This window comes from Streptomyces sp. NPDC088124 (assembly GCF_040685895.1).
Lineage (GTDB): Bacteria > Actinomycetota > Actinomycetes > Streptomycetales > Streptomycetaceae > Streptomyces.
In genome coordinates this window covers 1-18,464 of the sequence record NZ_JBFBJB010000019.1, presented here as the reverse complement: position 1 = coordinate 18,464, position 18,464 = coordinate 1, and the positions used below count along the sequence as shown (strand labels likewise).

Genomic DNA, 18,464 nt, shown 5'->3' with positions numbered 1-18,464 from the left:
GACCACCTCTGCCGGACCACCTCTGCCGGACCACCCGCTGACCGGACCACCCCGTACACCCGGAAGGAACCGCCCATGCGCATCGCGCTGAGCCAGCTCACCACCGGCCCCGACCCCGAGACGAACCTCGGGCTGCTCCGCGAAGAGGCCCGTCGCGCGGCGGACGGCGGCGCCCGCGCCGTCGTCTTCCCCGAAGCCTCGATGGCCTGCTTCGGCACCCCGCTCGCCCCGGTGGCCGAGCCGCTCGACGGCCCCTGGGCCGAGGAGGTCCGCGGGATCGCCAAGGACACCGGGCTGGTGGTGGTCGCGGGGATGTTCACCCCCGCGCCCGACGGCAAGGTGGCCAACACACTGCTGGCCACCGGCCCCGGGGTGGAGGCGTCGTACGACAAGATCCACCTCTACGACGCCTTCGGCTACGCCGAGTCGGACAGCGTGGCGCCCGGCTCCGAGGTCGTCACCATCGACGTGGACGGTGTCCGGATCGGCCTCGCGACCTGTTACGACGTCCGCTTCCCCGAGCTGTTCCGGGCCCACGCGGACGCGGGCGCGGTCGTTTCGCTGCTCCTCGCGTCCTGGGGAGCGGGGCCCGGCAAGCGTGAGCAGTGGGAGCTGCTGACGCGGGCCCGCGCGCTCGACGCGACCCTCTGGCTCGCCGCCGTGGGCCAGGCCGACCCGGCGGCCTCCGGCGCGGTGGGGGTCTCGAACGCGCCCACCGGCATCGGCCACAGCGCGGTCATCGGCCCCGACGGGACCGTACGGCAGTCACTCGGCGCGGCACCGGGGATGCTGCTGGCCGACCTCGACCCGGACGAGGTCACGGCAGTCCGCCGGGCCATTCCCGTACTGGCCAACCGGCGTCTGGCCGAGCGGGGCTGAGATACCGCTCCGGGTCCTGTCCGACGAACGGGACAGGGCCCGGAGCAGGCCCGGCACCCGGGCTATTGCGTCCGGGCTACGGCATCCGGGCCGGCCTGCGGGCTTGGCACTAGCCGGCGAGCAGAACCCTGAGGGTCGTCTCCAGATGGCTGTCGATCGCGGTGCACGCGGCCCCCGCGTCACCGTCGGCGATCGCGGCCAGGATCGCCCGGTGTTCGCGCAGCACGGCCTCCTGCCGGCCCTGCCGGTTGTAGAGCGCCACCACTCCGGCCCTGATCTGCCGGCTGCGCAGCCCGTCGTAGTGGCGGGCGAGCAGTTCGTTGCCCACGGCGGCGACCATCGACGCGTGGAACTGGTGGTCCACGGCGATGAATTCCTTGGCGTGCTCGGGACCGCTCAGCGTGCGCTGCCGCTCCAGCAGCGCGGTCAGCTCCGCCACGGGGGCCTGTCCGCCCGGGACGACGCGCTCGGCCGCGTACCGCTCGACGATGCCGCGCAGCTCCATCAGTTCGGTGATCTCCCGCCCGGAGAGCGGCACGATCTGCGCGCCGCGCTTGGGGACCAGCCGGACCAGATCCTCGGCGGCGAGCAGCAGCAAAGCCTCGCGGATGGGGGTGCGGGAGACACCGATACGGTCCGCGATCTCCTGCTCGGAGAGGAACTCGCCCTGGAGATCGGGGTCGGTGAGGACTTCCTCCTTGAGGAACGCGTACGCCTTCTCGCGGCCTGACGTCACGACTGCCCCCACGGTTGCATACAATGAGTATACAAAATCTACCACGCGCGGCCGCGCACCCGCGTCGCGGCATGCCCGTATGCGCGAAGCCCGGCGCACGGGTGTGGTGGCGAGTGTGGTGGCGAGTACCACGAGCACGCCAATTGGGCACATTCACCGCGCCCCTCGCCCGTTATGTTCTCCTCTTTCCTTTCTTCCGGGGCCGTTTCAACAGTGCGGGTCAACTCTGTTGAATTTCAGCCGACGGAACTCCCTTGAACCGGCCCGAGAAAATAGGCCAGAGTTCCCAACGCGGTAACCGGGCAACCTGGTTGCCGCCGGACACACGGCTCCCCCCTTCTGTGAAACCGGCTTCCCCACGCCTGTTTCCTCCCCCCATGCACGGCCGTGTGTTCCGTGAACCGGAAGGAATGACTGTGCGAGTCTCCCGGAACATTCTCGCGGCCGCGGCCGCGGGCGCGCTGCTCTCCGTCACCGTCGTGACCGGAGCCCAGGCGGGCGAACAGACCGCCGAGCGCTACGACCCGGCGATGGTCAAGGCCCTGGCCACCTCGCTCGGAGTCAGCGAGACGGCGGCGGTCGACCAGCTGGACCGTCAGGCGGACCAGCAGGCCGAACTCTCGGAGCTGGACCGGCAGGGGGTCGCGACGGACGGCGCGTTCTTCGACAGAGCCGGCACCCTCGTCGTCAACGCCGCCGACGCCCGCGCCGGGCAGCGCATCGAGGACGCGGGCCTGACCCCGCGTACGGCCGAGCACGGCCAGGCCGCGCTGGACCGTATCAAGGCAGAGCTGGACTCCAAGGCGCTGCGGCAGACTCCGGCCGGCGTCACCGCCTGGTCGGTGGATATCGCCTCCGACACCGTCACCGTCGAGGTCAACAACGCGAAGAGCGCGGCGGCGAAGTCCTTCCTCAAGGCCGCGCGGGCCCACGGCGACGCCGTCCGCGTGATCGAGGGCAAGGACGAGCTGTCCACGCAGGCCGTCGTCACCCCGGGCGACGAGATGTCCTTCAACGGCTATGTCTGCTCGGTCGGATACGGCGCCCGGGACGCGTCGGGACGCCAGTACCTCGTCACCGCCGGCCACTGCATCGAGGACCTGCCCGTCCTGTCGTACAAGGGCACGCGCTTCGCCAAGGGAACCAGCACCCGCTTCGCCGTCGGCAGCCGCAGTGTCGACATGGGCATCGCGGCCGTGGACTCGGGCAACTCCATAGCCACGCAGGTCGGCACGTACGGCAGCGCGGGCACCGTCGCCGTCCAGGGCAGCAAGCGGGCCGCCTCCGGCGCGGCCCTGTGCAAGTCGGGCCGTACGACCTTCTGGACCTGCGGCAAGGTCAACTCGTACAACGTGACCGTCACCTACAGCGACCCCAACGGCGGCCCCAACACCGTCGTCACCGGCCTCGGCAGCTCCTCCGTCTGCACCCAGGGCGGCGACAGCGGCGGCGCGTACATCTCCGGCAACCAGGCCCAGGGCATGACCTCGGGCGGCCCGTCGGCGCAGCGCTGCACCGGTAGCGTCAACTCGCCCGGATCCTCCTACTTCCAGCCCCTGGACGACGCGCTCTCGTACTACGGCCTCACGCTGAACACCAACTGAGCGCAGACACCGCGAACCGCCGGCACCGGCCGACCGCCGGCACCCGCCGACCGCCCCGGTGCCCATGCCCGGCCCGGTCGCGCACCACCGGTCGGCCCCCGCCGGCCCCCAGGACCGCCCATCGGATACGGTGGGCGGTCCTGCCCGTGCGGGCACGGCGCGGCGCCACCGCACGACCGGGAGGGGAATCCAGTGCACCAGGACCCGGATCCCTCTCCTCTCTCTCCCTCCAACCCGTCCGGCCCGTCCGGCTTCGCCGAGGTCTTCCAGCAGGCCATCAAGAGACGCGGCCTGTCCCTGGAGCGGGTCCGCAGCCGGCTCGCCGAGCAGGGAATCACGATCAGCCTGACCACCCTCAGCTACTGGCAGCGCGGCCGCAGCGAGCCCGAACGGGCGGATTCGCTGCGCGCCGTGGACGCGCTGGAGTCCATCCTCGACCTGCCGCCCGGGACGCTGCGCGCGCTGATCGGCCCGTACCGGCCCCGGGGCAGGGTCGCGCCGCCCGCCCACGACCTCAGCTCCTCCCACCGCGTGTTCGGCGAGAACTCCCTGGCGGAACAGATCCTCGGCCCCGACTTCGCGCGGCTCAACGAGGCCATCACCACGCTGAGCATCCGGGAGACCGTCACCATCGACGAGCACCGGCGCCTGTGCTCCGTCGCCATCCAGCAGGTGCTGCGCGCGGCCCGTGACGGCGCGGACCGGCTCACCGCCGTCCACACGGTCGACAGCGGGGCACGCGCGGTCAGCACCACGGTACGGTGCGGAATTCCCGGCCCCGTCCGCTTTCTGCCCGAAGTGAGCACGGTCGTCCTCGACATACGGTTCGGCCGGAAACTCGCGAAGAACGAGACGGTCGTCATCGACTACACCCTTTCCGTCGATCCCGGGGACGGCACGGACGACCATTACGAACGCCGCACCCGCGTCCGGCTGCGCGATTACCTCCTCCATGTCTATTTCCATCCGGCGGCGCTGCCGGTGGTCAGCCACCGCTATTACCGGGAGCACTCGGGGGCGGAGCTGAGCTACAACCACCGGGTCGCCCTGGACGCCTCGCACACGGTCCACTCGGCGCCGGGCCGCTGCCCGGCGGGCATCCACGGCATCTCCTGGGAGTGGCCCGAACAGGAGTCCGGTGGGTCCGGCCGAGATTGGTGACGGGGACACCCCGCCGTCTAGGCTGGGCCGCTTCGTGCGCGGTCGGGCGGCGGGCGGCGGGCGGCACTGCCGGAGAGTTCGGAGAGTGAGGGGACGTTCCGTGACGGGGGCACAGGTGACGGGGGCACGCGTTCCGCTGTACCAGGCGAAGGCGGAGTTCTTCCGGATGCTGGGGCACCCGGTGCGCATCCGGGTGCTGGAGCTGCTCCAGGACGGGCCGATGCCGGTACGGGACCTGCTCACCGCGATCGAGATCGAGCCGTCCAGCCTCTCCCAGCAGCTCGCGGTGTTGCGGCGCGCCGGGATCGTGACCGCGACACGGAGCAGCTCGACCGTCGTGTACGAGCTGGCCGGCGGGGATGTGGCGGAGCTGCTCAGGTCGGCGCGGCGGATCCTGGTCGAGCTGCTGGCCGGCCAGGAGGATCTGCTCACCGAGCTCCGTGACAACCGGCGTTCGTCGGCACCGGAGGAAGTGCCGGAGGAAGTTTCCTAGGAAGCCGGGCCCGGCCCGCACGGGCGACAGAAGCGGAATCATGTCTTCTAGTTGAAGATATCTTCAATTCGCCATCCCGTACAAGTCGTTACTCGATAAACTCGTCATACGGAGAGTCATCAGGCCGAGAGGACCGGGGTACATGGCAAGCGCGGACGTGGCACTGAAGGACGCGATGATGATCGAGGGCGCCCAGGGCGCCGCTCTGGTCGACTACACCAGCGGCATGGCACTGGGCACGCTGGGCGGAAGCAAGGACCTGGACCTCGCCGTCGCGGCGGCGGGGAACACCGATGTCGTACGGGCCAAGATGCGCACCCTGGAGACGCTGGGCATCCGGGACGCCATCGAGGACATCCTGATCACGCTGGGCTCCCAGTACCACGTGATACGGCCGCTGTCCGGTTCGGCCGGCCAGGGGCTGTTCCTGTACCTCGTGCTGGACCGGGCGCGCGCCAATCTGGCCATGGCGCGCCACCAGTTGAAGCGGATCGAGAACGAGGTGGACGTATAGGCGACAGCGTGGGCGAAAGTCCCCGGTTCTCGGAGGTTCCGCAGTTCCCGGAGGTTCCGCAGTTCCCGCAGGTCCGCACGGACTAGGACGGTCCGCCCTGCGGGGGCGTGGCCCCCGAGTCCGCGGCGCGCAGGTCGGCGAGGAGTTCGGCCTGGCCCGCCAGCACCCCGGAGAGGATCGCCCGCGCGACGCTCAGCAGTTCCGCGAGATAGGGATGGGCGAGCGCGTAGTGGACGGCGGAGCCCTCGCGGCGCGTGACCACCAGATTGGCACGGCGCAGCACGGCCAGCTGCTGGGAGAGCTGGGCGGGCTCGACACCGACCTCCGGAAGCATCTCGGAGACCGCGTGCTCCCGCTCGCTGAGCAGTTCGAGCACCCGTATACGGACGGGGTGACCCAGCGTCTTGAAGAACTCGGCCTTCAGTTGGTACAGCGGCGTGCTCACCGGCCTTGCCTCATTTCCCGCGCGTACCCCGCGTACCGCGCCTCTACCCGGAAGTCCCTGTCCCGGGGCCGTCCTCGATGTTCTGTCACCCGCACATGCTGCCACCCCCGCCTGCCGTCACTCCGGCGTGGTGATCTCGGGGAAACGCCCACATTACCGGCCGCGCGGTACGACGCGCTCCGCGCGGGCGGACCCGCTGCGGACGGCAGGGGCTACGCCACGGTGACACTCCTGCCGTCCGCGTGCGCGGCGGCCACGACCGCGTCGAGGATCCGCAGGTGGTGCAGTCCGTGGGCGAGCGGTGGACAGGGCGGCAGCCCGTCGGGGCCGGCGATCCGGTCGAGGAACGCCCGCGCCCGGAAGGCGAAGAACTCGTTCTGCCCGTGGCCCACGCTGGGGAAGTCCATGGGCAATCCCTGGGTGACGTACGGGTGGTCGGGGCCGATCAGGACCGGCCGGTCCCCGACCACGGTGGTCAGGACCGTACCGCGCACGCTCTCGACGGGTCCGCACCGGTACTCGCCGAGGTCCACGACGTGTCTTCGCTCCCCGGTGACCGAATTCCGGCCGCCCGGCCGTGGGGCACCGGACTTTTGGAGGCTGTTGCGGAGCCATGCTCAACTGACGCTCATGCCCACCGCCGGGACAAGCACGAAGAGTGACGAGCGACGTCGGGCCATCGTGGCCGCCGCGATCGAGTGCTTCGCGCAAAAAGGTCTCTACGGTACGACGACGCATGAGATCGCCGATCGGGTCGGCGTCTCACAGCCGTATCTCTATCGCCTGTACTCCAACAAGCAGGCCCTGTTCGCGGCGGCGGTCGACCACGTGTCCGTGGTCATGACCGAGACTCTGACCGCGCAGGCGCCGGCGTCGGGTGAGCCCCTGGCGCCCGAGGCCGAGTTGCAAGCGGCACGCGACGGTTACGCCGCGCTCGTCGCGGACCGGACCATCCTGCGTTTCCTCATGCACGCGAACTGCGCCGCCGGCGAACCGCTGGTCGGGCAGGCGGTGCGCGGCTGCTACGCCAAGCAGGTCGCCACCGTTCGGCAACTGCTGGGCGACGACGACGCCGTACGGAGCCGGTTCGGCGCCGGAATGCTCGACAACGTGGTCGCCGTGCTGGGGCTGGCCGACATCGACGAGCCGTGGGCGCGGGTCCTCACCGCTCAGTAGGTGACGTCCGGGGGACGACCGGAGAACTCCCGGTCCGGACGAGTCCGGGCCGGGAGTTCGGTGAACTTGACCAGGGCGACAGGGCTTCGGTGCCTCAGCTCGCGGCGCGGGTGGCGATGAGGTGCGCCGCGCGCTCGGCGATGCCCAGGACGGCCGCGTTGGTGTTGGCCGAGACGATCGAGGGCATCACGGAGGCGTCGGCGACGCTCAGGCCGTCGACACCGTGGACGCGCAGGGCCGTGTCGACCACGGCCTCGTCGTCCGTGCCGATGCGGCAGGTGCCCACCGGGTGGAAGTAGGTACCGACGGTGTGACGGATGTACGCACCGCACTCTTCGGCGGTGACAACCTCCTGGCCGGGAAGGGTCTCGTCGTCACGCCAGGCCGACAAGGCGTCGGCCCGCGCGATGTGCCGTGCCATGCGCAGGGCGGCGACCATACGGGCCAGGTCTTCGCTCTCGGCCAGATAGGCGGGGTCGATGAGAGGGTAGGAGGCGGGGTCCGCGCTGCGCAGGCGCACACTGCCCCGGCTGGTGGGGGTCGCCAGTCCGAAGAGGATCGAGAAGCCCTCCTGGGCACCTGCCCATCGTGGTTGCAGCGCCACGGGCGTGAAGCTCATCAGGATGTCGGGATCCCCGCCTCCGCTGGTGCGTGCGAAGAGCATCGCCTGCCGCGAGGGGCCGAGCACCGGGGACTTCTTCACCCCGTAGGAGATCCAGGCCAGGGGATGGTCGTGCAGGTTGGCGCCCACACCGGGGAGATCGGCACGGACCGGGATCCCCAGCTGTCGCAGATGGTCGGCGGGGCCGATGCCGGAGAGCAGGAGAATCTGCGGAGATCCGATGCTTCCCGCGCTCAGCACGACTTCCCGCTCGGCGTGGACGGTGTGTGACGTGCCGTTCCGAACGTACTCGGCACCTCTGCACCGGCCGTTGTCCAGAAGAAGGCGCTGCACCTGTGCGTCGGTGACGACGGTGAGATTGGGCCGTGAGAGCACCGGAAACAGATACGCGTCCGCGGCGCTCTGCCTGCGGCCTCCGGCGACATTCCTTTCGGCCCAGAACACCCCTTCGGCCTCGGGGGCGTTACCGTCCTCACAGCGCGGGAAACCCGCGTCGAGTGCCGCGTCATAAAGGTCCTGCGCGAGAGGAGCGGCGGCGGGCGGCTCCTCGATGATCATGGGACCCTCTTGCCCCCGGAAGCGCGGATCCCCGCCTCCCGCCCGCTCGCTGCGCATGAGGAACGGCAGCATTTCCTGGTAGTTCCAGCCAACGGCGCCCTGCTTCTCCCAGGCGTCGTAGCTTGACGCGTGGCCGCGCAGGTGGGTCATGCCGTTGATACTGCTGGAACCGCCCAGTACCCGCCCTCTGGGCCAGGTATGGACAGTGTTTTCGGTACCTGACTGAGGTGTTGTCGTGTAGTTCCAGTCCACGGACGATCCCCAGAGACCGACCGCCGCCTCAGGGTTCCCGTCCGACATGATCGCAGGGCCCTCTCCGGCTCCCGCCTCCAGAAGGGCCACACGGACTTCGGAGTTTTCCGACAGCCGGGCGGCCAGCACCGCGCCGGCCGTTCCGCCGCCGACGATGACGTAATCGTAGATTTGCTCCATAGCCACCCTCATTCATCCGGAATTTCCTCACCGACTGCTCGCCGGTTTCTGTGACCGATAGGCGATGAAAAAGGGAGGCTACCCGCGTGAACCGGGTGCCGAACTCCGGGTTCGGGAAGCGGCACGCGAGGGTTCTTTTCCGCAGCCATCACCGCAGGTCGACCGCGCCGAGACGGCGCCGGCCACCATGATCGGCCGGGCCGGGGAGGATATGAATCAAAGGCCGGATAAACCGGCCCATGCCGGTTGTCACACCCACGAAAGCGCCGGCCGCTTCGATCTGGAGAATTCACTTCTTGGTTCGTCGGGGGTCTTGTTCGTCAACGGCCATCATGTTGAACCCGTAGAGGTTTCCGGCAACGTCCGGCATCACTCACCGGGCTGCACGATGGCCCGGTACGACCACCCACGTAAGGACGGAGCGCGGCGGCCGGCCGCCTCCGGTGCGGGCTGACTCGGCCTGTCATCCCTGGTCCGACCTGGGGAACTCTCGACTGTTGGTCACGTGGCCGGTCACGCCACAGTCCGAGAAACAGAAAAACCCCACCTGAAGTGGGGTCTCTGCTGGTTGCTGGTGGGTTGTTGACACAACTCGCTGGCCTGCAGGGATGATCGGGCCTGCGCGGCGCTTGCACAGGCTAAGCAGGGCAGTGAACACAGCGATTTGCCCGCATTGCTGGTGGGCTATTGCGGTCCGGTTCTGGCCTGGTCAGGTGGCGTCCGTGACCAGCTCACTGCGAGGTTTCCTCAACTCGTCTGCGAGATGAGGGTGTTTGCGGACCGAACCCCTAGATCTGGGTGGTCTGACCCGGACTCCGCTCCACCTCCGTAGGCACGTGGTCGATCTGGGTCAGCAGTGCATCGAAGGTCAGCACCGCGTCGGCCAGGTCCAGCGGGTCCAGCAGCGGGCGGAACGCGGTGATTTCGTTGCTCTTGGCATCGACCTCACGCTGGGCAAGCACGATGCCGTCGGCGCGCAGCGCGGACAGCAGGTGGACGGTTCCGTGGAGCCCGGGTGAGAAAAAAATCCCCCGGGCGCCCCGACTACTTGGTGGTCATACAAGGGGGAGCGTACGGCAGTTGGAGAACGTATCGGCTCCATTGCGGCCGGCTCAGGGCGCCGGAGCTCGCGGCGCAGATACGGCTGATGGCGGTCTCGACGTTCAGATCCCAGAGCGTGGCCACGCCGTCGTCGGTGGTGGCGGCCAGGGTACGACTGTCCGGGCTGAACGCCAGAACGGCGACGAATCCGGTCTCCACGGTCAGCGGCCGGCCGATGGGGGTGGGATGGTCAGGATCGGTGACGTTCCACAGGTTGATGGTGCCGTTGTCGGTATGGCCGGCCGCTGCGAGGGTGCGCCCGTCCGGACTGAACGCCACCGACCACAGGCTGCCGCCGGGCACGGTCAGGGGACTGCCCCTGCGCGTGAGGTTGTTGGGGTCCGTGGCATCCCACAGGGTGACTGTGCCGCGCTCGTTCCCGGTGGCGAGCGTGCGGCCGTCCGGGCTGAACGCCACCCAGGTGCTGGTGCCGGTCGGCTGGTCGATCTTCTTCCCGATGCGGACCCCGGGGTCGGTCGTACTCCACAGTCCGACGGAGCCGTTGCTGCCGTCGCCGCCGGCCGCCAGCATCGTGCCGTCGCGGCTGAACGCCAGGGATTGGACGGACCTCGTGTGGTCATTGGAGATGTCGGACTGGGAGTTGGGCTTTGCGGGGTCGCTGACGTCCCATAGGGCGATGCTGCCGGCCTCGTCGTCGCCGGCCGCGGCCAGGGTGTCGCCGTCGGGGCTGAAGGCCAGGGAGAAGATGAGCCCGTCCGCCCCGGTGAGGGTCTCACGGAAGCGAAACGGATGGCTGGGGTCGGTGGTGTTCCACAACGTGACGGTGCCGCCGCTGTCGCCTGCGGCCAGGGTGCGCCCATCCGGGCTGAACGCCACGGCGTTGACCGGTTCCTTTGGGCCGGTAAGCGGATCACCGCGGGGAGCGGGGTTGTTGGGGTCGGTGGTGTTCCACAGCGAGACAGTGTTGTTCTGGTTTCCGGCTGCCAGGGTGCGCCCGTCGGGGCTGAACACCACGGATGCCACATTGCCGCCGGCGCCGATGATCCGGGTCGGCGGCAGATTCCACAGATCGACGTTGCCGTCGCTGTTCCCGGCGGCGAGGGTGCGGCTGTCGGGGCTGAACACCACGTCGGTCACCGCGTCGCCGGGACCGGTCAGCGGCCGGCCCAGGGGGACGATGGCTCCGGGGTGGGTGACGTTCCACAGACGGATGGTGCGGTCGGCGCTGCCGGCCGCCAGGGTGTGACCGTCCGGGCTGAACGCCACCGACATGACGGGCTGGGCGGGGCCCGTCAGCGGCTTGCCCAGGGGGGCGGGGTGGCCGGGGTCCGCGACCTTCCACAGGTGGACGCTGTCGCGGGATCCGGCGGCCAAGATGCGGCTGTCGGGGCTGAACACCAGGGCGTTGACGGGACGCCCGGCTTTCAGGGTACGGCCACGGTCGGGGTGGGCCGGGTCGGTGGTGTTCCACAGGCTGATGGTGCCGGCGTCGTCGTCGCATGCGGCGGCCAGGGTGTGACCGTCGGGGCTGAACGCGACGCGATGGGAGAAGACGTCGGGGCAGTCGAGGTTCAGGGGCGCTTTCGCGGGCTTGACGTCGTCGGGGTGGGTGACGTCCCACAGGCTGACGAGTCCGGTGTGCCGTCCGGCGGCCAGGGTACGGCCGTCGGGGCTGAACGCCAGCGATTCGATGGAGGCCAGGGCGTCAAAGCCCTGAACGGCGGGACTCTCCGGCCGGCCGAGCAGGACGGGGTGGCTGGGGCTGGTCAGGCTCCAGAGATCGACGAATCCGCCGGAACCGGCGTCGCCGTTGTGGCTGGTGTGGCCGCCGACGGCCAGCATCTGGCCGTCCGGGCTGAACTCGAGCGACAGGATCGAATTGACGGAGCGGTCCACGGGCAGGGGTTGGCCCAGCGCCATCGGACGGCCCGGATCGGAGACGTCCCACAGCCGGACGAGGTTCTGGTCGAGGTTCCCGGCCGCCAGCATGTGCCCGTCGGGGCTGTAGGCCACGGTGTACACCGCGCCGCGCGGGCCGGGAAGCCGGGTGGCCAGCGGGGTGTTCTGGGTCGTGATGAGCCGCGACGCCGCCTCCGGGTTCGGGTCCATGCGGTAGGCGGTCAGCGCGAGTTGGGCGGACAGCGAGGGATCGGTCGGGCCCAGTTGCACGGACGCGGAGGTGACGGCGGCGTTGATGGCCTGGTCGCGGGAGTGCAGGGCCTGGGTGGCGGCGTCCCGGGCGCGGGACTCCTGCCGGAAGGCGAACACCGCGGCCAGCGAGGCGGCCACGGCCAGGGCGGTGATGGTGGCGACCGCGGCGCGCCGGAGCCGTTGCCCGCGCCGCTGGTGGTGACGGGCGGCCGTCAGAAAGGCCCGTGCGACGCTGCTGAGTTCCTGCTCGCGCGTTTCGGCCCAGGCGAGGGCGGCTTCCAGGCGGTTGCCGCGGTACAGCGCGGCTGCCTCCCGGCTTGCCTGTTCCCAGAGGGCGGCCGCCTCCTCCAGATCCTGTCGTACGAGGTTCCCGTTGCGGTCGTGCTCGATCCAGTCCCGCAGCCGGGGCCAGGCGCGGATGAGCACCTCATGTGTCATCACCACCGTGTCCTGGTCCCGGGTCAGCAGCCGGCCACGAGTGAAGTCGTCCAGGACTCTTACGGCCGCTTCCCGGTCCGGCGCGTGACGCAGCAGCTCGTCGTACCGGACGCGCCGACGGGTGTCGTCGGCGTCGCGTCCCACGATGACGAGCCGCAGGAACAGCCACCGTGCGGCCTCGTGGCAGGGCGGCGGCAAGGTGTCGTAAAGCCTGTTCGCCGTCATAGCGATGGCGCCCTGGATGCCGCCGGTGACGCGGTACCCGTCCACGGTGAGCGTGTAGCCGTGGCGCTGCTGCCAGGTGGCCCGCAGCGCGTGTGCGAGCAGCGGCAGCCGGCCCGTGGTGCTCGCCCCGACGGGTCCGCCGACCGTACCCAGCTCCGTCAGCAGCACCTCGACCAGACCGTCTTCGACGTCGAGTCCCACGCTGCCTGCCGGGCGGCGGATCGCGTCCTTGAGTTCGCCCTCCGTCATGGGCTCCAGCAGGACCGGTCCGGCCCGGAGCGCCGCCCGGAGCTGCGGATGGGCCGTGCACGCGGCATAGAAGTCCGCGCGTACTCCCAGTACCACGACCGCCCCGCCCGTGGGCTTGGCCAGACGGTCGAGCAGTTCGATGAGCCACTGCCGGTCGGTCTCGTCGCCGCAGGCCGTGAAGATCTCCTCGAACTGGTCGACCACGACGACCAGGCCCGCGGAGGGGGACTCTCCGGTGGGCGCCGGATCGCCGGCTCCGGTGATCTCGCGCAGCTCGGCCAGGCACCGCGCGGGATCGGCGCGCCACGCCGGTGCCGTTCGCCGGGCGGTCTCGGCGTCGAGCCCGGCGGCAACCGCCAGTGCCAGGGCCGGGGATGCCGTCGGAGTGAACAGCAGCCGCCGCCAGGTGCTGGACCCCGCCACGGGAAGCCGGCCGTCGTCCAGGGCCGGCAGTACCCCGGCCGCGAGCAGGGACGACTTCCCGGCCCCCGAGGGGCCGATCAGCACCAGCGGGCCGCCCTCACGCATCCGGGCGTCCATCCGCTCGCACACGAGGTGGACCATGCGCTCACGGCCGTAGAACCACTGCTTGTGCTCTTCGTCGAACGGGACCAAGCCCGGGTACGGGCACGGCACGTCGTCGGCGCCGGGGCCGGGCACGGTTCTGCGCCCTTCGTCGCCGAGGCGAACGTGGAGGTCGCGGCCGGCCATGAAGGCGCTGCCGCCGCCGGTTACGTTCGCCTCCTGACTCTTCGGCCGCCAGAGGGGCGGCCTGTCCGGAGGCGAGGCACCGGTACTGCGTTCCGTCACGCCTCTCCGCCCCTGGTGACGCTCATGTCCCGGCCGGCCATGAACGCGTCGCCGCCGGAGACGTGTGCCTCCAACGCCATCGAGCCCGTGATCTGCTGTTCCGGGGTTCCGGCAGCGCGCAGTTCCCCGCCGAACAGCGCGCGCAGCTCATCGACGGCATCCGGCCGCGTGGCCATGAGCCGGATGATGCGGGCCTGCCACTCGGCGACCAGCAGCCCCTGGAGCTCCTCGCCGTCGCCCGTCTGCCGTGCCTGAAGCAACTCGCCGCGTGCATCGGCGAGTTCTTCCTCGACGCGCTCCGGGTGCGCGGACCGCCAAAGCGACAGCACCGAGGACTTGACCGCGGCCCAGCCGTCCGTCGCGAGCAGATCGATCAGGCGCGCCGCGGCCACCGATGCCAGGCCGGCAAGTTCCACACTCATCTCCATGTCTTCTCCTTGTCCCTTACCGTCCGTGGGCCGCGATCGCTGTCATGGTCAGGTGGGAGGCGATGAACACGTGGTCGCCGCCCACCGTCCACATGAACCCCACGTCCGGCTGCCCGGGGTCCCTGTATTTCCACCGGGCCCTGCCCGTGGCCGCGTCGATGGCCCACAGCGTCTTGGCGCTGTCAGTGGCGAAGACGGTGTCGGCCGAGCACTGCGCGTTCTTGCCGCCCAGCCTGAGGGAGGCGTTGAACACGTTGGAACGGCCCGACTCGCTGGCGCCGTCGAGCACCGCGACCCACCGGAGCGTGCCGTCGGCCGCGGCCAAGGCGGCCAGATCGCTGCCGACCGGTACGTAGACGGTCGCGCCGTCCTGGCTGGAGAACGGGGTGCCGATCTTGACCTGGTCCCCGTTCTTCGCATCGAAGCGCTGATGCCACTTCTCGCGGCCCGTGGCCGCGTCGACGGCGAACAGCGTGTTGCCGTTGCCGCCGGCGAACAGGAACAGCCCGGCGGCGTAGCACGTCAGCGGCCAGCCCATGGTGAAGTAGAACGAGGCGTGCGGGACGGACACCTTCCAGCCGCGGGCGCCCTTCCTGCCGGCGTCGATCATCTGGACGCGGCCGGGTTTCCTGCCTGGGACGGCCGAGGTGGCCAGCAGGTGAGAACCGGAGGACGGCACGAGCACGTTGTTGATGTCCGTGCCCTTGACCTGCCACAGCAACTTGCCAGTCGCGGCGTTGAACGCACGGATGTAGCCGGTGGTCGGAGACTCGACCGAGAACTTCCCGTCGAGCTGACGAACCTGCCCGCACACATAGACCGTGTCCCCGGCGACTGCCACATAGTTGCTCGGGTACATCGACACAATCGTGGCGCCGCCAGGATCGTAGGCCGAAAGGTTGGTCGCCCACTTAGCCTTCCCGCCGGCGGCGTCGAACGCCGCCAGCACGCCTGACTGACTCGGTGTGTCGCAGAGCAGGTAGAAAACTCCGTCCGCGTACGCCGTCGGGTACTTGATGCTGCTCGCGCGGAACTTGTTGGTCGTGTTCAGCTGGGGGAACACGGATTTTCCGGTTGCGGCGTCGAGGAAGGACGTGGCAGTGTCCGTGACCACCATGACCACCTTGTCGGATGCTTCCAGGCAGGTAGGGGCGTTCTTTCCGGCTCCCGACCATGCTTTGACGGCGTCGGGTCCGGCCAGAACGACCGGTTCCGGTCCGTCCGTCGAGGACGGTGACGCGGAGGACGTGGATCGCCCGCCTGACGGAGAGGCCGGCCGTGCGGTGGCCCCGGGCCCGCCGGCCCGGCCGTCGGCTGCCGGTGACGAGTCGCCGGAAAAGGCGAGTGCCGCCGCGGTTCCGCCGAGTACGGCCACGCCCCCGGCCAGACCGATGATCAGCTTCCGGCGGCTGACTCCCGTGCCGGCGGCGATCACCGGCGGCGGAGGAAACGGGGCCCGGTCGCCGCCCCCTGAGGACGCCGATCCCACCGCCACGGTAGTGGCGGCCATGTCGGAAGTCACCGCCGGCGGCAGCCAACTGCCCCCCAGGGCCGGCAGGTCCTGATGCCTCAGGTAGTCGACGAGTTGCTCCGCGGTGGGACGCTCCGGCGGTTCCGGGTACCGGCAGCCGCCGATCACCTCGCGCAGCGACACGGGGAGGGCGCCCGTGTCCGGCTCACCTCCGGAAGCTGCGAACAGCACGGTCGACCCGAGGTCGAACATGTCGTCCGTCGGCGAGGGCGCCGGACCGCCGGTGGCTCCCGCACACCCCACGGCGGTGATGCGGGGCCCGTCCATGGTCAGCAGCACCGAGTCCGGGCTCACCCCGCCGTGGATCGTCCCGGCCGCGTGGAGTGCGGCCAGCGCCCGGGCGAGGCCGTCGGCGAGCACCCGCAGAGCGGGTTCGGACAGCGGGCCGTGCCGGTCCACCACCTGCCGGAGCGGCAGTCCGGCGGTGAACTGGGTCGCCAGCCAAGGAACCGGCGCGTCGGCGTCGGCATCCACGACCGGTACGAGGAAGGCGCTGGACAGCGTCCGTGCCGCCTCGACGGCAGCTCGGAACCGGTCCCGGAACCCCGGGTCCGCGGCGAGTTCGGGCCCCACGACCGTGACCGTGACGAGTAGCCCCTCGTCCGTGCGGGCCGCGAACACTTCGCTCCCGCCGACCGTGCTCTGCCTTCCGAGCAGTGCGTACGGCCCGATCCGATAAGCACCGTCTACTCCGGAATGATCCATCGTCCGCCCCTCACGCCAGCCTGATCGTCTGATCACGCGCCGCCTGGTAGGCGCTGCCGCCGCCGGACACATGGGCCGTCATGGTCGTTGACGGCTCAGGATCTGCGGCCGGCGCCGTGCCGCGCCCAGGTTCGACAGCGGTATCGGTATCGGACAGGAGAGCGGTCACCGCGTCGCCCAAGTGCTGTAGCCCGTCCGGCAGATGGGTCTCCGGAACGCGGAGAAACTGCAGGCGCGCCAGCTCCGCAATCTCGGTCGGCAGCGCCGAGGCGTCGGGCAGCAACGTCGCGTCTCCCAGAAGGACCGGGACGACGCGGTTTCCCGCCCGCAGAGCCGTCGCGATCTCCAGGCGGACCCAGTCGTGAGCCCGGTCCAGGAGCCGCACACCGTCCTCGCCCCGCGCGTCGAGCCACCCTGGCCCGATCAGCACGCACATGAGCTCGCACCCGGCGGCCTGCCGCCGCAGGATCTCGGCGAAATCGGCCCCGGGCGGAATCGACTGGCCCGACTTGAAGATCTCGTTGGCACCTAAGCGGTCGGACAGCGCGCGGTAGACGCGGTCTCGCATCCACCGGGAGTCCGGTTTACGAAAGCTGAGGAAGATGCGCGGCACTATTGCCCCCTTTCCGGCAAGCCTTGACGTCAGGAATCGTGCTCACCCTAGGGGTGGAGTACGCGCTCGGTGGCTATTCGCCGGGGATTGAATAGCGGCCACAAGGCTCCGTACGCTGGCGGGTATGGATCCGGCAGACAGCACGGCAGGGAGATCGACCAGCACGCGCCTGCCGCCGGGCGACTTCGGCGTCGTCCTGGCCACACTCCGCGCGCGTCGGGGGTGGAGCGTGCGCGAGTTCGCCCGGCGTGCGAACGTGTCCGAAGGCCAGATCTGCAATCTGGAAAGCGGGTTACGCAACCCGACGCCCGCTGTGGCCACGGCATGCGACGCGGCCCTCGGCACCGGCGGAGAACTCGTCGAGCTGGCCGGGGCAGGCCGCTGCGGCGCCCGGGCCGAGGGCGTCGTCGAGGCCGGCCCCGTGGTCACCGGCTACGAGCGGGTCCTGTTGGAGCTGAAGGACATCGGCAGATCCACCGGACCGAGGTTCGTCACCGCTTCGATGAAGTCGATCTCGCGGACCCTGACGGACGCCGGACCGCACGCCGTTGGCGAGCAGCGTGCCGAGATCTGGCTGCTGGCCTCGAGGTTCGCCGAATACGCGGGGTGGATGGCACAAGAGGCGGGAAATCCCGCGGAGGCGTTGCGCTGGACGAATCTCGCTGTCCGCTGGGGCGCACACGGCGGGGACGAAACGGTGGCCGCGTACGCCCTGGTCCGCAAGGCGTTCATCGCCCAGCACCGCGGTGACACCTGTGCGGCGATCGGATTCGCTGACCAGGCGGCCGGGCACCCGGCGGCCAACCCGGTGATCCGCGCGCACGCCGCGCGACGCGCCGCCCAGGGGCATGCGCGCCGTGGCGATGCGGAGGCCTGCCAGGAGGCACTGGAGCGGTTCAGAAGCCACGCCGCCGAGGCCATCGGCGACCGGACCCCTCACTGGGGCCCGCGCATCGAGAACGGCAACCCTCGGCTCATCGAGGCGTCCTGCATGCTCAGCCTCCGTCGATTCGAGCTGGCCGCCGACCTTTTCGCCGCCGAGCACCGGCAAGCCGTCCCGGCGGACAGCAACTCCCAGGCCCGCTTCTCGGTTCGGCAGGCGACAGCCCTGGCCGGTGCCGGCCACCTCGACGACGCCTGTCAGATCGTCGAGGCCACGCTGCCCGTGATCAAACGCATCGACTCGGCCACCGTCCGCGCGGAACTCGGCCGTTTCGTGGAACAGGCTCGAACCAGGAGAGCCAGCCCGGGCCAACTCGCCCTCATCGACGCATCGGCCGCCCTATCGATCGGCTGACAGTCGCGATCGGCTGGCGGTACGGACAGATCTAGTAGTCGGGTCGCCCGGGGGAATCTCACCCCGGGCTCTCACGGCGCTGCGCGGCGACGGCATCGTGCTTGCCCAGCGCGAGGTCGATGCGGCTGGACCCGCTGGACCTGGCCGACGCGGTGGTGGCCTTCTTAACGCGAGGGGGGTGTCCTCAGGCCGTTCCCCCTCGCCGCCTGATGCGAGATCTACAACCATGCTGCCCCCTAATACTCCAGTGCGGTTTCGTGATCTATCCAGCGGGTTCGTCGGTGGACCGTCGTCGGTAGTGGCTGCGTCGGGCTGTTGCCTGGTGGCGTCTGCGC

The 18,464-nt window shown here is 70.1% G+C and carries 16 protein-coding genes and 1 pseudogene; 8 read left to right on the top strand and 9 right to left on the bottom strand.

Annotated features, from left to right (window positions below):
* The first annotated feature begins 75 nt into the window (after positions 1-75).
* Positions 76-879, top strand: a complete 804-nt coding sequence (locus AB0P17_RS17465) for a carbon-nitrogen hydrolase family protein (RefSeq protein ID WP_365811822.1) — start codon at positions 76-78, stop codon at positions 877-879.
* 109 nt (positions 880-988) lie between these two features.
* Here AB0P17_RS17465 and AB0P17_RS17460 read toward each other — a convergent pair whose 3' ends face one another.
* A complete protein-coding gene (locus AB0P17_RS17460) occupies positions 989-1,615 on the bottom strand; it encodes a GntR family transcriptional regulator (protein ID WP_365811821.1) in 627 nt (208 codons plus the stop codon).
* Positions 1,616-2,031: 416 nt separating this feature from the next.
* Here AB0P17_RS17460 and AB0P17_RS17455 point away from each other — a divergent pair, with 416 nt between their 5' ends.
* The 4 genes from AB0P17_RS17455 (at position 2,032) to AB0P17_RS17440 (ending at position 5,387) form a co-directional block, all read left to right on the top strand.
* Positions 2,032-3,219, top strand: coding sequence for a S1 family peptidase (locus tag AB0P17_RS17455; protein ID WP_365811820.1), 1,188 nt, complete (start codon positions 2,032-2,034; stop codon positions 3,217-3,219).
* A 192-nt stretch (positions 3,220-3,411) separates the two neighbouring features.
* Positions 3,412-4,380: an XRE family transcriptional regulator gene (locus AB0P17_RS17450; RefSeq protein WP_365811818.1), complete on the top strand. Its 969-nt coding sequence runs from the start codon at positions 3,412-3,414 to the stop codon at positions 4,378-4,380.
* Positions 4,381-4,495: 115 nt separating this feature from the next.
* Entirely contained in the window at positions 4,496-4,873 is a 378-nt protein-coding gene (locus AB0P17_RS17445; RefSeq protein WP_365812010.1) for a metalloregulator ArsR/SmtB family transcription factor, read from the top strand.
* A gap of 142 nt (positions 4,874-5,015) precedes the next feature.
* Positions 5,016-5,387 carry a hypothetical protein gene (locus AB0P17_RS17440; RefSeq protein WP_365811816.1) on the top strand — a complete coding sequence of 124 codons (372 nt, stop codon included), beginning with the start codon at positions 5,016-5,018 and terminating at the stop codon, positions 5,385-5,387.
* An 82-nt stretch (positions 5,388-5,469) separates the two neighbouring features.
* Here the strand turns inward: AB0P17_RS17440 and AB0P17_RS17435 are convergent, their stop codons facing one another.
* Both AB0P17_RS17435 and AB0P17_RS17430 read right to left on the bottom strand, forming a co-directional pair.
* Positions 5,470-5,832, bottom strand: a complete 363-nt coding sequence (locus AB0P17_RS17435; RefSeq protein ID WP_365811815.1) for a metalloregulator ArsR/SmtB family transcription factor — start codon at positions 5,830-5,832, stop codon at positions 5,470-5,472.
* 212 nt (positions 5,833-6,044) lie between these two features.
* The gene (locus AB0P17_RS17430; RefSeq protein WP_365811813.1) at positions 6,045-6,365 is read right to left on the bottom strand and encodes a hypothetical protein; all 321 of its coding nucleotides are present in this window, start codon (positions 6,363-6,365) and stop codon (positions 6,045-6,047) included.
* A 97-nt stretch (positions 6,366-6,462) separates the two neighbouring features.
* On the opposite strand from AB0P17_RS17430, the gene AB0P17_RS17425 reads away from it, so the two are divergent.
* Complete coding sequence (locus AB0P17_RS17425; RefSeq protein ID WP_365811811.1) at positions 6,463-7,008, top strand: TetR/AcrR family transcriptional regulator; 546 nt, start codon at positions 6,463-6,465, stop codon at positions 7,006-7,008.
* A gap of 94 nt (positions 7,009-7,102) precedes the next feature.
* Here AB0P17_RS17425 and AB0P17_RS17420 read toward each other — a convergent pair whose 3' ends face one another.
* Positions 7,103-8,620: a GMC family oxidoreductase N-terminal domain-containing protein gene (locus AB0P17_RS17420; RefSeq protein WP_365811810.1), complete on the bottom strand. Its 1,518-nt coding sequence runs from the start codon at positions 8,618-8,620 to the stop codon at positions 7,103-7,105.
* A 64-nt stretch (positions 8,621-8,684) separates the two neighbouring features.
* Between AB0P17_RS17420 and AB0P17_RS17415 the strand changes: the two genes are divergently transcribed.
* The gene (locus tag AB0P17_RS17415; protein ID WP_365811808.1) at positions 8,685-9,074 is read left to right on the top strand and encodes a hypothetical protein; all 390 of its coding nucleotides are present in this window, start codon (positions 8,685-8,687) and stop codon (positions 9,072-9,074) included.
* Positions 9,075-9,456: 382 nt separating this feature from the next.
* Here the strand turns inward: AB0P17_RS17415 and AB0P17_RS17410 are convergent.
* From AB0P17_RS17410 to AB0P17_RS17390, 5 genes and pseudogenes are all read right to left on the bottom strand, one after another.
* A pseudogene (locus AB0P17_RS17410) lies at positions 9,457-9,618 on the bottom strand (ISAs1 family transposase); the annotation flags it as partial.
* Between the two features lie 46 nt (positions 9,619-9,664).
* A complete protein-coding gene (locus AB0P17_RS17405; protein WP_365811806.1) occupies positions 9,665-13,555 on the bottom strand; it encodes a hypothetical protein in 3,891 nt (1,296 codons plus the stop codon).
* Complete coding sequence (locus AB0P17_RS17400; RefSeq protein WP_365811804.1) at positions 13,552-13,977, bottom strand: hypothetical protein; 426 nt, start codon at positions 13,975-13,977, stop codon at positions 13,552-13,554. Before AB0P17_RS17400 ends, AB0P17_RS17405 begins: the two co-directional genes overlap by 4 nt.
* Before the next feature lie 22 nt (positions 13,978-13,999).
* On the bottom strand, positions 14,000-16,219 hold the full coding sequence (locus AB0P17_RS17395; RefSeq protein ID WP_365811802.1) for a PQQ-binding-like beta-propeller repeat protein: 2,220 nt from the start codon (positions 16,217-16,219) through the stop codon (positions 14,000-14,002).
* 10 nt (positions 16,220-16,229) lie between these two features.
* Positions 16,230-16,832 carry a toll/interleukin-1 receptor domain-containing protein gene (locus AB0P17_RS17390; protein ID WP_365811800.1) on the bottom strand — a complete coding sequence of 201 codons (603 nt, stop codon included), beginning with the start codon at positions 16,830-16,832 and terminating at the stop codon, positions 16,230-16,232.
* Between the two features lie 124 nt (positions 16,833-16,956).
* On the opposite strand from AB0P17_RS17390, the gene AB0P17_RS17385 reads away from it, so the two are divergent.
* Positions 16,957-18,129, top strand: coding sequence for a helix-turn-helix transcriptional regulator (locus AB0P17_RS17385; protein ID WP_365811798.1), 1,173 nt, complete (start codon positions 16,957-16,959; stop codon positions 18,127-18,129).
* Positions 18,130-18,464: the final 335 nt, after the last annotated feature.